Raw genomic sequence first — 13764 nt, 5'->3', positions numbered from 1 at the left:
ATCGTCCGGTGGGCCGGGAATGGGGGAGCGTCCCTCATCCCGGCGTGCGCCGGTGGCTCACTCCGTGGCGCGCATCCCCCGAAGAGGTGAGTTGAGACCTCTTCGAAACATGGACCACTTAGCAGGCCCATCCTCATCGACACATCACACCCTACGATCGATCCCATCAACGCCCTTGCTTTGCAAGGCATTTGACACCAAACGATCATGCAAAAACGTGCCTGTCGATGCGTGAATATGCGACCGGCCCAACCGCCCGCCCGAGCCCTACTATCGGCTCGCCATGACAGCAGCAGGGAAGCACCAGGTGAGCCGGACGGAGACCCCCCGGCGCGGCGGCCGGCAGGGACGAGCGGGAATCCGGGATGTGGCCGCCGCCGCCGGGGTCTCCATCACGACCGTCTCCGACGCGCTCAACGGCAAGGGACGGCTCCCGGACGCCACCCGCAGCCATGTCCGCGAGGTCGCCGAGCGCCTGGGCTACCGCCCGTCCGCCGCGGCCCGAACCCTCCGTACCGGCAAGTCCGGCCTCATCGGCCTGACCGTGACGACGTACGGGGATGAACCTTTCACCTTCACCGAATTCGCCTACTTCGCCGAGATGGCCAGAGCGGCCACCTCCGCCGCGCTCGCCCGCGGCTACGCCCTCGTCATCCTCCCCGCCACCTCACGCCACGACGTCTGGTCGAACGTCGCCCTCGACGGCACCGTCGTCATCGACCCCTCCGACCAGGACCCGGTCGTCACCGAACTCGTCCGCCAGGGGCTGCCCGTCGTCTCGGACGGCCGCCCCGCCGGGAGCCTGCCGGTCACCGCGTGGGTGGACAACGACCACCGGGCCGCGGTGCTCGACCTCCTCGACCATCTCGCCGCCGCCGGGGCCCGTCGGATCGGCCTGCTCACCGGCACCACCACCGACACGTACACCCGTCTCTCCACCACCGCGTACCTCCACTGGTGCGAGCGCGTGGGCCAGGATCCGGTGTACGAGTCCTATCCCGCCCACGACCCGTGCGCGGGGGCGGTGGCCGCCGACCGGCTCCTCGCCCGCCCGGACCGGCCCGACGCCGTATACGGGCTCTTCGACCCCAACGGCACCGATCTGCTGGCGGCCGCGCGCCGGTACGGGTTGCGCGTCCCCGAGGATCTGCTGCTGGTCTGCTGCAGCGAGTCCACCGTGTACGCGACGACCGAGCCCCCCATCACCACGCTCTCACTCAAGCCGCGCCAAATCGGCACAGCGGTCGTCCAGCTCCTCATCGATGCGATCGAAGGTGTCGACCAGGACGGTCCGGTGGAGCGGGTGATACCGACCGAACTCATCGTCCGGACGTCCTCGCAACGCCGTCCGCCCCGTACCACGGTCAGCGCGCCTCGATCCCCGTCCAGGGACTGATCAGGCCAATTAGGACCAATCGACCGGTGAACCTGTCGTGCGCCCGGATTCACCACCCCTGGTGCATCACACTGCACGATCCGCATTCCTATGATGGGCGCACGACACCGCGGACCACCCCGACCAGCTGGGCCCGTCAGGTGTACGGCGGCGCGACGGTGGTGGAGGGGTCGATGACACAGGGGGCCGGTCAGGAACCCGTGGAGCGGACGGCGACGTTGCGTGACTTCCGTGTGCCGCCCTATGCGCAGACTCCGGCGCCGCCCGCGGCGCCGCATCCCGGCAGCGTCGTTCCGGGCGACGAGCCGGAGGGGTACACGCCCACCGCGCGCGATCTTCCCGTGATCAACCGCGGTGACACCCTCCAGGTGCAGGCCGTCCCGGATCCGCGGCCCGCCACGGACCAGGGTCTCGGACCGCTCTACGTGGTCGGCGACGTCCACGGGTACCTGGACGAGCTCCGCGACGCCCTCATGGCACAGGGCCTCATCGACGCCGAGGGCGCCTGGGCCGCGGGCAACGCCCGGCTCTGGTTCCTCGGCGACTTCACCGACCGCGGTCCGGACGGCATCGGCGTCATCGACCTGGTCATGCGTCTGTCCGCCGAGGCCGCGGCCGCGGGCGGCTACTGCAAGGCCCTGATGGGCAACCACGAACTGCTCCTCATCGGCGCCAAGCGGTTCGCCGACACGCCGGTCAACTCCGGCGCGGGCACCGCCACCTTCCAGGCCGCCTGGCTGCTCAACGGCGGCCAGAAGACCGACATGGAGCGGCTCCAGGACGTCCATCTCCAGTGGATGTCCCGTCTCGACGCGGTCGTCGAGGAGGACGGGCACCTTCTGATGCACTCCGACACGACGGCGTACCTCGACTACGGTTCCACCATCGAAGACGTCAACGAGACCGTGCACGCCATTCTCACGCGTAACGACGCCGACGAGTGCTGGGACCTGTTCCGTAAGCTCACCAGGCGGTTCGCCTTCCGCGACGAGGGGGGCTCGCAGGCCGTCCAGGAGCTGATGGGTGCGTACGGCGGACAGCGCATCGTCCATGGTCACAGCCCCATTCCGTATCTGCTCGGCGAGGTCGGCTCGGAGGACGGCGAAGACAGCGCCGGCCCCGTGGTGGACGGCCCGCACGTGTACGCAGACGGGCTCGCCATCGCCATGGACGGCGGCGTGACCATGGCCGGAAAGCTGCTGGTCGTCCGACTGCCGTTGCATGACTGACGGTCTTCGGGGAAGACGCATCCACGACCTGACCACGCCGACCACTGGGCCTATTTACGGAAACCCCCTGTCACCCCGTGCCGTGGGCGCTCTACCATCGGCCTATCAGTAGCAGGCTCTCCTCCGTTTCCGCCCAACTGCCCGGTCCAAGCGGGTACTCAGGCCCAACGGAGCATCGGGGGATGCACATGAACAGCGCTCCGCACCTGCTGGCCGAGGACCGACCCGAGTACGAGCGGATCCTCGGCGATGCGCTACGCCACGCTCACGAACGACCGGACCTGGCCGGAGTCGGCGAACGGCTCAACACGGAGCAGCTGCGCACCATGGCACTGAACGCCACGGCTCTGATCACCGCGGCGGCGGCCACCGAGTACGACCACTACGTGAAGGTCCGCGAAGAGCTGCGCGGACCGGCCGCCGACTCGGCCCAAGGCTCGGGCCTCGGATCCGAAGCGGACGATCCGGACCGGCCGGGCGCGGGCATAGGGGCGGTCGTCACCGTCCTGGCCCCGATGCTCGCGGGAACCGCCGCGCTGATCTTCCTGCTGGTCGGCTACATCCTGAAGATGCTCAGCAAGCCGCCGTCGTTCGCCGACACCATGGTCACCGCCGGCTGGTTCTTCGCGGCGGTCATGGCGGCAGCGATACTGGCCGCTGCCATCGGACTGCTCACCACGGCGCTGCGCAACGGCTCGACGTCGCTGCCGGCCGAGGACACCGAGGACGAACTGCCGGAGGACGTGGCGCGCGCCAGAGAGGCCTGGCGCCATGCGCTGCTGGAGCGGGGCATCCTGCCGTTCCTACGGGATGCGCTCGCCGATCCGACAGCCGGCCCCGCCTCACGTACACCGCACCGTTCGGCCAATCGCATCCCGAAGATCGGCTACTCCAGGCCGGACTTCTCGGGCCCGGAAGAGGGCCCGGCGGCGGGACCCCGCCCGTCGTTCACCAGCCCCGACTTCACCAGCCCGGACTTCGGAGGCCCGGAGCACGAGCTGGACTGACCGGCCGCTCCGGCCACCGAGGGGTGTCCGGAGGTCGAAGGGCCGGACGCCCCTGGTCCGCTCCCGTGAGCGACGGCGTCGTCAGGGTGGGGGCGCCAGGAGAGCCACCCCCAACTGCTCACACGGAATGCCTCGGTATCAGTCCGCTATCGGCAGATGGACGCGGTTGCCTGCAGCCGCGAACTCCTTGGCCTTCTCCGCCATGCCGGCCTCATCTCCGACTGCGAACCGCCGTGCTCACGCCGGACGTCCTGGGAATCTTCATCGAGCAGAAGGGCGGCATGCACCGGCCCCGAGCTGCGCGCGAGGTCGCAGCTCAGCACGCGGGGGCCTCTCCGGTCTCGAGCGCCTCCTCCGGTGGGGGCCGTACGAGCGTGGCGGCGTCGAGCGCGCAAAGTGACCCGTCTCGTGGTCCTGCGGCTCGGCCGGACTCCCGCTGAGCGCCGGAAGCGACAGCAACCGCACCGCGGGCCCTCCACCCGCCGCCTCCGCCCCCGGTGTGACGTCCTACGATGCGTCAGTCCTCCGGCGGATCCGGATCATCGTGCGGCAAGGGAAGTCCATGCGCCTGTCCAGATACGTCAAGAAGGCCGCCATGGGCGCGGCGGCGATACCCCTCCTCGCCGGGTGCGCGGGGGAACAGGGTACGGGCGGGGCCGTGGAGCGAGCCGCGGAGAGGCCTGCCTCCTGGACGGACCTGCCGGTGCGGACGGGCGCACGGGACGTCGTCCACACGGACGCCGACCACCGGTCGTACAAGGTCAGGATCACGGTCAAGAGCCTGGTCCGGGGCTCGGAGGAGGACATGCGGGGGGCGCGGGCGGACGAAGAGCTGAAAGGCATGGTCCCCCACTACCTCAGCTTCGAAGTCACCAACACCGGTCGGAAGAGGATCCCCGCTGCCTACATGGTGGACAGCAACTTCGCCCTGAACGGCACCGACTGGGCGCGCGGGGAGAAGGTCTACGTCAGCGGCGGCAGGCCAGGCGGGGTCGACCTGCCCTGCGCGGACACCGCGCCGAAGACGCTGGCACCCGGCGACTCGTACAACACCTGCGTGACCTACGCACTGCCCAAGGGCGTGGGCGTGCTGTCGCTGACGCACAACGCCGACGGCTACCTCGACGAGGGCGGCGCGGTCGCCACCTGGCGCGTCGAGGGCGGCCTCGAGGCGGCGTCCGCCGGGCTGGCGGAGCCGGGCGAAGTCGTCCGCGTCCGATGGGACGCCCGCGAGGACGGCGTACTCGAACTGCCCGCCACGCTGGTGTCCGTACGCCGGGGCAGCGCGACCGACCTCGCGGGCCTGGACCTCGGCCTCAACGGGAACGAGCGGCGCGGCATCCCGTACTACGTGTCGGTCACCTACACCAACCCCGGCCCGAAAGACCTCTACGCCGATCAGGCCAACCGCGTCCGCCTGCTCACCGAGGGCGGTCGGCAGATACAGGGAAAGACCCCCTTCGTCGTCGACACGAAAATCCCCGGCTGTCCTTCCGACTGGGTCGCGCGGACGATCCCGCCGGGCGACAGCGTGACGGAGTGCAGCATCCACCTGGTGACGGACGACGGCGACAAGCCGTTCGCGGTGGGTTTCGCGGAGGCGGGCCGGCCGGGGCTGGTGGCCTGGCGGGCCCCCCTCCGCTGAGGCGGCCGGGTCAGCCGGCCGACGTGCCGCCCGTCTCCGCGAGCGGCAGGTACACACGGTTGCCTGCCGCCGCGAACTCCTTCGACTTCTCCAGCATCCCTGCCTCGATCTCTTCAGCCGTCGAGCCGGTGTCACCGCCGAACTGCTCTGTGATGCTTCGACTGATCTTCATCGAGCAGAACTTGGGGCCGCACATCGAGCAGAAGTGCGCCGTTTTCGCCGGCTCGGCCGGCAGCGTCTCGTCGTGGAACTCCCGTGCCATGTCCGGGTCGAGAGCCAGGTTGAACTGGTCCTCCCACCGGAACTCGAAGCGCGCGTCCGACAGGGCGTCGTCCCAGTCCTGCGCACCCGGGTGTCCCTTGGCGAGGTCCGCCGCATGGGCCGCGATCTTGTAGGTGATCACCCCTGTCTTCACGTCGTCCCGGTTGGGCAGGCCCAGATGCTCCTTGGGCGTGACGTAGCAGAGCATCGCCGTCCCCCACCAGGCGATCATCGCGGCGCCGATGCCCGAGGTGATGTGGTCGTACGCCGGGGCCACATCGGTGGTCAGCGGGCCGAGCGTGTAGAACGGCGCCTCCTCGCAGATCTCCTGCTGGAGGTCGATGTTCTCCTTGATCTTGTGCATCGGGACATGGCCCGGGCCCTCGATCATCGTCTGGACGCCGAACCGCTTCGCGATCGTGTTGAGTTCACCGAGGGTGCGCAGTTCGGCGAACTGCGCCTCGTCGTTGGCATCGGCGATCGAGCCGGGGCGCAGCCCGTCGCCCAGCGAGTACGTCACGTCGTACGTCGCGAGGATCTCGCAGAGCTCCTCGAAGTTCTCGTACAGGAACGACTCCTTGTGGTGCGCCAGGCACCAGGCCGCCATGATCGAGCCGCCGCGGGAGACGATGCCGGTCTTGCGGCGCGCGGTGAGCGGGACGTACGGGAGGCGCACGCCGGCATGGACCGTCATGTAGTCGACGCCCTGTTCGGCCTGCTCGATGACGGTGTCCTTGTAGATCTCCCAGGTCAGTTCCTCCGCCCTGCCATCGACCTTCTCGAGGGCCTGGTAGAGCGGAACGGTGCCGATGGGCACCGGGGAGTTACGCAGAACCCACTCACGGGTGGTGTGGATGTTGCGGCCGGTGGAGAGATCCATGACCGTGTCGGCGCCCCACCGCGTCGCCCACGTCATCTTCTCGACCTCCTCCTCGATGGAGGAGGTGACCGCCGAGTTGCCGATGTTGGCGTTGACCTTCACCAGGAACCGCTTACCGATGATCATCGGCTCGATCTCCGGGTGGTTGACGTTGGCCGGCAGCACCGCGCGGCCCGCGGCGATCTCCTCGCGTACGACCTCGGGTTCGACGTTCTCCCGGATCGCCACGTACTCCATCTCCGGGGTGATCTCGCCCCGGCGGGCGTACGCGAGCTGGGTCACCGGCTGCCCGTCACGGCTGCGGCGTGGTTGCCGTGGGCGACCGGGGAAGACCGCGTCGAGGTTGCGCAGTCCACCGCGCGGCGAGGTGTGCTTGAGCCCGTCGTCCTCGGGGCGGACCGGGCGGCCCACGTACTCCTCGGTGTCGCCGCGGGCGACGATCCAGTTCTCCCGCAGCGGTGCGAGGCCGCGGCGGACGTCCGTGTCGGTGGTGGGATCGGTGTACGGCCCCGACGTGTCGTACAGCGTCACGGCGTTGCCGTTGGTGAGGTGCACCTGCCGGACCGGCACCCGGATGTCCGGGCGCGAGCCCTGGACGTATCCCTTGTGCCAGCCGATGGACTGCCCGGCCTCGTCGCTCTGGTTCGAGGCAGGCGTGCGTGTGTCCGATGTGGTCATGAGACCTACTCCCTACGCCGGCATTACCCGGTAACAGGTTCAGCGGTCGGCGCAGCCTGTCCCGTACGGATGTACGGATATCAGCGCCCTCTCAGCCCGGTGCTCCGAGCTCCCGCGTGTACAAAGGTGACATCAAGCTAGCGCCCTTCGAGGCGTACTGAACAGTGGGCCCCTTCGCTTCTTGCGATGATCCCCCGGTGACGTCCCCTCGAAATGACTCCGGATCGCAGGACCACCAGCATGGTCACTCGCACAGCCACGGGCCTGCCGCACCGGTCTCGAAACACCTGCGCAAGGTCATCGCGGCCGTTCTGATCCCGTTCACCACCGCCGTGGTGGTCGGTCTGGTGGTGCTCTGGCCGGGCGGCGCGCCCGCACACGAGCGCACCGGCGTCGGCTTCGACCGGCAGACCCAGCAGGCCACGGTGGCGAACGTGGAAAAGGTCGACTGCAAGGACGTGAACGCCGCGCAGGCCCCGGCCACCGGCAGCACCACCACGCCGTCGGGGAACGCCACTCCCGGCCGGCAGCCGGGGCTGTGCGAAAAGGCCACGATCCAGGTGACGACCGGCCACGACAAGGGAAGGACCTTCGTCGAGATCGTCCAGCCCGACGCGCCACGGCAGTTGCACGAGGGACAGGGCGTGATCGTCGCGTACGCCCCCGACGCGCCCCATGACCTTCAGTACTCCGTGACGGATGTGGACCGGAAGTTCCCGATGGCTGTGCTGGCCGGAATCTTCGCTCTCGCAGTGGTCGTGGTGGGCAGGCTGCGCGGGGTGATGGCGCTGATCGCGCTCGCCGTGTCGTTCGCCGTGCTGACCCTGTTCGTCCTCCCCGCGATCCTGCAGGGTTCGAATCCGCTGCTGGTCGCGGTCGTCGGGGCCAGCGCGATCATGCTGATCGCGCTCTACATGTGCCATGGGCCGACCGCCCGCACCTCGGTCGCGGTCATCGGCACGCTGATCTCGCTGCTGCTGATCGGGCTGCTCGGGTCGCTCTTCATCGGCTGGGCAAGCCTGACCGGCAACACCGACGACAGCACCGGCCTCATCCACGGCCTGTACCCCCACATCGACATGAGCGGCCTGCTGCTGGCCGGTGTCATCATCGGCTCGCTCGGCGTGCTGGACGATGTGACGGTCACCCAGACATCGGCGGTCTGGGAGCTGCACCAGGCGGACCCGACGATGGGCGCACGCAAGCTGTACCGGGCAGGTATCAGGATCGGTCGCGACCACATCGCCTCAGTGGTCAACACGCTGGTGCTCGCCTACGCCGGCGCCGCGCTTCCCCTGCTGCTGCTGTTCTCGATCGCGCAGAGCAGTGTGGGCACGGTGGCCAACAGCGAACTCGTGGCGGAGGAGATCGTACGAACGCTGGTCGGGTCGATCGGACTGGTCGCCTCGGTGCCGGTGACGACGGTGCTGGCGGCGCTGGTCGTCTCCGCGGACCGCACAGGGCTCGGCGCGGAAGCCGGAGCTTCGGCACCCGCACGGAACGGAAAGGGCCGACGTCGCAGGACGAGGCATTGACGCTCGATGCAGTGGCCGTCCGGGGCGCGGAGCACATATCACCCGTTCGGCAGACCCGTGTTCGACCGGTGCGCCGACCATCGGCGCAAACCTTCTCAGCCGGCGTTCTGTTCCTTGGCCAGGATCCGGCCCAGCGCCTCCTCGAGGTTTCCCTCGAAGTCACTCAGCGTGCACTCCTGGCCGAGGGGTACGAGCTTGTCCGTCCGGTCGAGAAACGCGACGAGTGGGGCTGTGCCGGCCCTGAAGAGAGCGCGGTCCGCGCCGACCTGAAGCCGGATGTGTACGTCGGACAGCCCCTCGGGCTCCGTGGGACTGATGTGCACATCACCGTCACCGCTGGGGCTGTTGAGGCCGTCCAACAGGAGCTCACGACCGAAAGCCCAGGTGACGGGGGCGTCACCGGGCAGATGGAAGGTCATCCGGATCGCATACGGATCGCATACCTCGTACCGGAGCTCCACCGGGATACGGAATGAGAGCTCCTCGGAGACGAGAAAACTCATCATGACCTCAGCTTGAACCGACTCGCGCATCGTTCAACCCCGCAGTAGATGAATCTGGCCAGGAATGATCCCCCATGGCCCTATTGACGCCATCGTGGTGCACGCGATAGCAGATCACAAGGAGTGATTTTTCAGATACTGATAGAGAACACGAACGAACGCAAGAGGCTCGCCACTTCACCGCGTAGTCGTTCGACTGCGGGGAGCAACCTATCTTCTTCGTCGAGGGGTACCGAAATGGCCATGGCGGCGGCCGTGTAGCCGACGGCGATCGGGATGGCGGCGCAGACCGTTCCGAGGGCGTACTCCTGTCGTTCGACAACAGGTTCTGTTCGCTCCAACGACCTCAGACGCTCAAGGAACGCCGGTCGGTCCCGCACCGAGTAGCGGGTCAGCGGGTGCACAGGGTGACGATCCAGATGGTCCTCACGGGCCTTCTCGTCGAGCCGGCTCAAGAGACACTGGCCGATCGCATGGGCATGCCCGGTCTCCCGGAACGAGGCCCACTCCTCGACCGCCGGCGCTGCAGGGGTATCGGCGACCGCGATCAGTTCGATCTCACCCTCGCGGTAGACGGCGCAGTACACCGGTGCACCGATGATGTCGCGCCAGCGGGCCAGCGACTGGGCCATGGTGCTGCGACGGTTCTGCAGCGCACCGTCGTCGACCAGCCGCTCGGCGGCGGAGCCGAAGAGGAATACGCCGTTCTCCCGGCGCAGATAGCCTTCGTGGGTCAGGGTGCGCAACAGGTGATAGGCGGTGGGAAGGGGAAGCCCCGCTTCCCGTGCGAGCTGCTTCGCAGGCGCCCCGTCCCGATGGGCGCCCACAGCCTCCAACAGCCTCAACGCCCGCTGAACCGAACCGATCAACGTCGGGACAGCGGTACTCGATGCCGTGGTCAAAGGTCACCCCCAGGCGTGGTGACGGGCAGTCAGCCCGTTCGTGGGGGCCGCCCCCACGGACCTGCCGCAGACCTGGGGTCCGGAGACCGAGTGTGTACACAAACCACTGGTCAGGGTGATGGCGGACAGTTGTTTCCCAGGCAACGGCAGCGGACCGCCACTGTATCGGCAGCGTCCGCGAGGGGTGTCGTTTCGTCTTGTACTTAGCTCAGCTGGGCTAATTGCCCGACTGGTGACCGGCCACCACCTACCAGTCGCCGCGCGACGACGAGGACGACATGAACTTCCGTACGACGAACACGAGCCCACCGACCAGGATCACGAAGACCAGGACCTTGAAGAGCAGACCGATCACGAACCCGATCACACTGGCGATCAGGCCGCCGAACACGACGATCGCGATGACGGGCACCGCGACCCACTTCACCCACCAGGGCATCCCCGCGAATATCTCCCGAACGGCCATCGTCCCAACCTCGTCTCTGTGCGTAACGGCTTCGATGAGCACCTGCTTCGATGCTAGAGGCGCAGGGGTGGCCCGCGGGGGCACCGGAGCCCCCGAACTCCCCTGATCGAACCCTTAGGGATCCCTGAGGACCCGGCTCAGCTCTCCGGCGGAGAGAAGACCACCATGACCCGCAGATCCTCGGTGATGTGGTGGAACTTGTGAGCCACACCGGCCGGTACGTACACCACGCTTCCCCTGCCCACCTGTGTTGTCTCCATGCCGACGGTGATCGAGGCACGGCCGCTGACCACGAGGTAGACCTCGTCCTGCTTGTGCGGCTGCTGCGGATCGAGGTCGCCGGCGTCCAGCGCGTACAGGCCGACGGACATGTTCCGTTCCCGCAGGAACTGCAGATACGCGCCGTCGTTGGCGGCCCGCTCCGCCTCCAGTTCGTCCAGCCTGAATGCCTTCATGGCCCGTCCGCCCCTTGCTTTCGCTCTGCCGGTGTTCGCCACCGATCATGTCTGCCACGATCAGACACATGAAGAATTTTGTAGTCAAGACGATCGCCAACGCAGGTGCGCTGGCCGTGGCCATCTGGCTGCTCGACAACATCACGCTGTCCGGCGGCAGTACCGGACGCAAAGTGCTCACCCTGATCCTCGTGGCCCTGCTCTTCGGGCTGGTGAACTTCGTGGTGAAGCCCATAGTCAAGGTGCTCACCCTGCCGCTGTTCATACTCACACTGGGTCTGATCACCCTTGTGGTGAACGCCCTGATGCTGCTGCTGACCTCCTGGCTGGCCGACCAGTTCGACCTCAGTTTCCATGTCGAGGGATTCTGGACCGCCGTGCTCGGCGGCCTGATCATCTCGGTCGTGTCCTGGGCACTGAATGTCGTCCTGCCGGACGAGGACTGATCCCACCGGATCGGAGCGATCAGCGAACCAGCAGGATCAGAAGCACCGGTACGACCAGAGAACAGAAGGAACAGCATGAGCACCATGGGTGACGGGACCCGGGCGGTACGGGCGGGTCTTCCAGAACCGGAGCAGTACGAACCCACGCTGCCCGGTCCGGTATTCGCCGCGCACTTCCACCTCTCCGGCGAGCCCACCGGCCCGTACACGTACGGCCGGGACACCAATCCGACGTGGACCCACCTGGAGCGGGCCATCGGTGAGCTCGAAGCGCCGGGGGAGACGGTCGAGACCACGGTGTTCGCCTCCGGCATGGCGGCGATCTCGGCCGTACTGCTGTCCCAGGTGCGGTCCGGGGACACGGTCGTCCTGCCGGACGACGGCTATCAGGCGTTGCCGCTCGTGCGCCAGCAGCTGGAGGCGTACGGCGTCGAGGTGCGGACCGCGCCCACCGGGGGCGACGCACAGCTGGCGGTCCTGGAAGGGGCCCGACTGCTGTGGATCGAGACACCGTCCAACCCTGGGCTCGACGTCTGCGACCTACGGCGGCTCATCGAGGCCGCGCACGGGGCCGGCGTCCTGGTGGCCGTCGACAACACGCTCGCCACCCCGCTCGGTCAGCGTCCGCTGGAGCTGGGCGCCGACTTCTCGGTGGCCAGTGACACCAAGGGCATGACCGGACACGGTGACATCCTGCTCGGCCACGTGACCTGCCGCGATCCGGAGCTCGCGGCGGGCGTGCGACGCTGGCGCAAGGTCGTCGGCGCGATCCCCGGACCGATGGAGGCCTGGCTCGCGCACCGTTCGCTGGCCACGCTGGAGCTGCGGATCGACCGGCAGTGCGCAAACGCGCTCGTTCTCGCCGAGGCACTGGGCAAGCGGCAGGAGATCACCGGGCTGCGGTACCCGGGGCTGCCCACCGACCCTTCGTACCCGGTCGCCGTGCGGCAGATGCGGCGCTTCGGCTCCGTGGTGTCGTTCGTACTGCCCGACCGTGACATCGCCGAGCGCTTCCTGGCCGGGTTGCGGCTGGTCGACGACGCCACGAGTTTCGGCGGCGTACGTTCCACCGCCGAGCGGCGGGCGCGCTGGGGCGGCGACGCCGTACCGGAAGGCTTCATCCGGTTCTCCGTCGGGGCCGAGGACGCGGACGACCTGGTGGCCGACGTGGAGCGGGCGCTGGACGAGGCGACGAGCCGGCGCTGAGCCCGCAGGGCACAGGAAGACATGGCCGGTACGGACGGTCCGAGCCTCCCCCCTCGTGGCTCGGACCGTCCCGGTTCCACGCGCGAAGAACCGCCTGGACAAGGCTAATTGACTCTGCGTCAGTGTCCAATCACGGTAGCGACAGCGACCTATCGACATATTTATAGTTGTTCGCGTCGGACGCTTCGCAAGGGTGGGAGGGGACAGGACGTGGACCTGGCCCTGCTGCGTACTTTCGTGACGGTGCACCGGGCCGGGTCCTTCACCCGGGCCGCCGCGCTGCTCGGCCTCTCCCAGCCCGCGGTCACCTCGCAGATACGCACACTGGAACGGCAGCTGGGCCGACCACTCTTCCTTCGCAGGGCCCGCGGCGTGACCCCGACAACCATGGGCGACGAGCTCGCGCAGCGGGCGGCCCCGCACCTGGACGCGCTGGTCGAGATCGCCGAGAGCGGGGTCGACGAGGAGTCGGCCGTACGGACGCTGCATCTGGCCGGGCCCCCGGAATTCATCTCGTTGCGCGCTCTGCCCGCACTCACTCCCCTCGTCTCCCACGGTCTCGCCCTGCGCAGTTCGTTCCTCGCGAACGCCGAGGAGACGCTGGAGGGTCTCGCCGCCGGACACCATGATCTGGCCATCGCGACGGCCCGGCCGCGCGGTGGGCTACTCACCGCGACCCCGCTCTGCGACGAGGAGCATGTACTGGTCGCCGCCCCGCTCTGGGCCGCGCGCATCGGCCCCGGAGCGCTGCGGCACAAAGGTCCTGTGGTGCTGGAGCAGCTGCCGGTGGTGGAGGTGCACGAGAGCCTGCCGCTCGTCTCCCGCTACTGGGCGGCTGTCTTCGACTGCCGCCCCGCGGCCGCGGGCACCGTCATAGCACCGGATCTGCGGGCGGTCCTGGAGTGCACCGCCGCGGGCGCCGGGCTTGCCGTGCTACCGCGCTATCTCTGCGAGGGGGCTCTGGAGCGCGGCGAGGTGGTGGCGCTCCTGGACCCGCCGGTCCCGCCACTGCGCACCTATTTCCTGGCCGCTCGGACCGGCACACTCGCCCTGCCTCACATCGCGCGGGCGCACGAGTGGCTGGTGCGCGCTGCAGCCGACTGGTGACCCCCGGGCGTGCGGGTGTTTCAGAACGGGTTCTGTGGGCCACTCTCT

General features: G+C 68.4%; 13 protein-coding genes and 1 riboswitch. Of the genes, 8 read left to right on the top strand and 5 right to left on the bottom strand.

Going from position 1 to position 13764, the window contains the following annotated elements:
- Window positions 1–283: 283 nt before the first annotated feature.
- From OG963_RS23600 to OG963_RS23585, 4 genes are all read left to right on the top strand, one after another.
- Complete coding sequence (locus OG963_RS23600; RefSeq protein WP_078879120.1) at window positions 284–1396, top strand: LacI family DNA-binding transcriptional regulator; 1113 nt, start codon at window positions 284–286, stop codon at window positions 1394–1396.
- A 173-nt stretch (window positions 1397–1569) separates the two neighbouring features.
- The gene (locus tag OG963_RS23595) at window positions 1570–2625 is read left to right on the top strand and encodes a metallophosphoesterase (protein WP_030930621.1); all 1056 of its coding nucleotides are present in this window, start codon (window positions 1570–1572) and stop codon (window positions 2623–2625) included.
- Between the two features lie 182 nt (window positions 2626–2807).
- Window positions 2808–3632: a membrane protein gene (locus tag OG963_RS23590; protein WP_030930618.1), complete on the top strand. Its 825-nt coding sequence runs from the start codon at window positions 2808–2810 to the stop codon at window positions 3630–3632.
- 562 nt (window positions 3633–4194) lie between these two features.
- Window positions 4195–5277 (top strand): hypothetical protein, encoded by a 1083-nt coding sequence (locus tag OG963_RS23585; RefSeq protein ID WP_093773890.1) that lies wholly within the window; start codon window positions 4195–4197, stop codon window positions 5275–5277.
- Window positions 5278–5287: 10 nt separating this feature from the next.
- Here the strand turns inward: OG963_RS23585 and thiC are convergent, their stop codons facing one another.
- Window positions 5288–7096, bottom strand: coding sequence for a phosphomethylpyrimidine synthase ThiC (thiC, locus tag OG963_RS23580; protein ID WP_371799412.1), 1809 nt, complete (start codon window positions 7094–7096; stop codon window positions 5288–5290).
- A riboswitch (TPP riboswitch) is annotated at window positions 7089–7222 on the bottom strand. Its footprint overlaps the gene before it by 8 nt.
- 71 nt (window positions 7223–7293) lie before the next feature.
- Here thiC and OG963_RS23575 point away from each other — a divergent pair.
- Window positions 7294–8631: a YibE/F family protein gene (locus tag OG963_RS23575; protein ID WP_093930974.1), complete on the top strand. Its 1338-nt coding sequence runs from the start codon at window positions 7294–7296 to the stop codon at window positions 8629–8631.
- A 95-nt stretch (window positions 8632–8726) separates the two neighbouring features.
- Here the strand turns inward: OG963_RS23575 and OG963_RS23570 are convergent, their stop codons facing one another.
- The 4 genes from OG963_RS23570 to OG963_RS23555 all read right to left on the bottom strand — a co-directional run bounded on the left by OG963_RS23570 (window position 8727) and on the right by OG963_RS23555 (window position 10957).
- Window positions 8727–9164 carry an SsgA family sporulation/cell division regulator gene (locus tag OG963_RS23570; protein ID WP_030930605.1) on the bottom strand — a complete coding sequence of 146 codons (438 nt, stop codon included), beginning with the start codon at window positions 9162–9164 and terminating at the stop codon, window positions 8727–8729.
- Window positions 9165–9265: 101 nt separating this feature from the next.
- A complete protein-coding gene (locus OG963_RS23565; protein WP_176902184.1) occupies window positions 9266–10036 on the bottom strand; it encodes an IclR family transcriptional regulator in 771 nt (256 codons plus the stop codon).
- A gap of 247 nt (window positions 10037–10283) precedes the next feature.
- Entirely contained in the window at window positions 10284–10502 is a 219-nt protein-coding gene (locus OG963_RS23560) for a DUF5326 family protein (protein WP_030930600.1), read from the bottom strand.
- A gap of 137 nt (window positions 10503–10639) precedes the next feature.
- A complete protein-coding gene (locus OG963_RS23555) occupies window positions 10640–10957 on the bottom strand; it encodes a cupin domain-containing protein (protein WP_030930598.1) in 318 nt (105 codons plus the stop codon).
- Between the two features lie 68 nt (window positions 10958–11025).
- On the opposite strand from OG963_RS23555, the gene OG963_RS23550 reads away from it, so the two are divergent.
- From OG963_RS23550 to OG963_RS23540, 3 genes are all read left to right on the top strand, one after another.
- A complete protein-coding gene (locus OG963_RS23550) occupies window positions 11026–11403 on the top strand; it encodes a phage holin family protein (RefSeq protein ID WP_030930596.1) in 378 nt (125 codons plus the stop codon).
- A 75-nt stretch (window positions 11404–11478) separates the two neighbouring features.
- Entirely contained in the window at window positions 11479–12609 is a 1131-nt protein-coding gene (locus OG963_RS23545) for a cystathionine gamma-lyase (protein ID WP_030930594.1), read from the top strand.
- Window positions 12610–12819: 210 nt separating this feature from the next.
- Window positions 12820–13716 carry a LysR family transcriptional regulator gene (locus OG963_RS23540; RefSeq protein ID WP_093773882.1) on the top strand — a complete coding sequence of 299 codons (897 nt, stop codon included), beginning with the start codon at window positions 12820–12822 and terminating at the stop codon, window positions 13714–13716.
- Window positions 13717–13764 lie beyond the last annotated feature (48 nt).

Origin of the sequence: Streptomyces sp. NBC_01707 (assembly GCF_041438805.1) — a bacterium.
Lineage (GTDB): Bacteria > Actinomycetota > Actinomycetes > Streptomycetales > Streptomycetaceae > Streptomyces.
The sequence above is the reverse complement of the archived record's forward strand: the minus strand, read 5'-3'. Positions and strand labels throughout refer to the sequence as shown.

Coding starts and splice junctions, on each gene's coding strand:
- OG963_RS23600 (WP_078879120.1), top strand. CDS start 284: ATGACAGCAGCAGGGAAGCACCAGGTGAGCCGGACGGAGACCCCCCGG.
- OG963_RS23595 (WP_030930621.1), top strand. CDS start 1,570: ATGACACAGGGGGCCGGTCAGGAACCCGTGGAGCGGACGGCGACGTTG.
- OG963_RS23590 (WP_030930618.1), top strand. CDS start 2,808: ATGCACATGAACAGCGCTCCGCACCTGCTGGCCGAGGACCGACCCGAG.
- OG963_RS23585 (WP_093773890.1), top strand. CDS start 4,195: ATGCGCCTGTCCAGATACGTCAAGAAGGCCGCCATGGGCGCGGCGGCG.
- thiC (WP_371799412.1), bottom strand. CDS start 7,096: ATGACCACATCGGACACACGCACGCCTGCCTCGAACCAGAGCGACGAG.
- OG963_RS23570 (WP_030930605.1), bottom strand. CDS start 9,164: ATGCGCGAGTCGGTTCAAGCTGAGGTCATGATGAGTTTTCTCGTCTCC.
- OG963_RS23560 (WP_030930600.1), bottom strand. CDS start 10,502: ATGGCCGTTCGGGAGATATTCGCGGGGATGCCCTGGTGGGTGAAGTGG.
- OG963_RS23555 (WP_030930598.1), bottom strand. CDS start 10,957: ATGAAGGCATTCAGGCTGGACGAACTGGAGGCGGAGCGGGCCGCCAAC.
- OG963_RS23550 (WP_030930596.1), top strand. CDS start 11,026: ATGAAGAATTTTGTAGTCAAGACGATCGCCAACGCAGGTGCGCTGGCC.
- OG963_RS23545 (WP_030930594.1), top strand. CDS start 11,479: ATGAGCACCATGGGTGACGGGACCCGGGCGGTACGGGCGGGTCTTCCA.